Genomic DNA, 635 nt, shown 5'->3' with positions numbered 1-635 from the left:
ACCGGCAAGCACGCAGCTATCCTGCTGGACACCAAGGGTCCGGAAATCCGTACCATGAAGCTGGAAGGCGGCAACGACGTCGCGCTGGTCGCTGGCCAGACTTTCACCTTCACCACCGACCAGACCGTGGTTGGCAACAAAGACAAAGTGGCCGTGACCTATGCAGGTTTCGCCAACGATCTGCGCGTCGGCAACCGCATCCTGGTTGATGACGGTCTGATCGGTCTGGACGTTATCGAAATCACCGAGCGCGAAGTTATCTGTAAAGTGCTGAACAACGGTGACCTGGGCGAGAACAAAGGCGTTAACCTGCCGGGCGTCTCCATCAAGCTGCCGGCCCTGGCCGAGAAAGACAAGCGCGACCTGATCTTCGGTTGCGAGCAAGGTGTTGATTTCGTTGCTGCTTCTTTCATCCGTAAGAAAGAAGACGTTCTGGAAATCCGTGAGCACCTGAAAGCCCACGGTGGCGAGAACATCCAGATCATCTCCAAGATCGAAAACCAGGAAGGTCTGGACAACTTCGACGAGATCCTGGCTGTTTCCGACGGCATCATGGTTGCTCGTGGCGACATGGGTGTAGAGATCCCGGTTGAAGAAGTTATCTTCGCCCAGAAGATGATCATCGCCAAGTGCAA

At 55.3% G+C, this 635-nt stretch carries 1 protein-coding gene; it reads left to right on the top strand.

Annotated elements, in window-relative coordinates; all coding sequences use genetic code 11:
- Positions 1 to 635 (top strand): pyruvate kinase (locus BN1115_RS15205; protein WP_042657812.1); only part of this gene is annotated, 635 nt, incomplete at both ends.

This window comes from Aeromonas allosaccharophila (genome assembly GCF_000819685.1).
In the GTDB taxonomy this organism is placed as follows: domain Bacteria; phylum Pseudomonadota; class Gammaproteobacteria; order Enterobacterales; family Aeromonadaceae; genus Aeromonas; species Aeromonas allosaccharophila.
The sequence above is the reverse complement of the archived record's forward strand: the minus strand, read 5'-3'. Positions and strand labels throughout refer to the sequence as shown.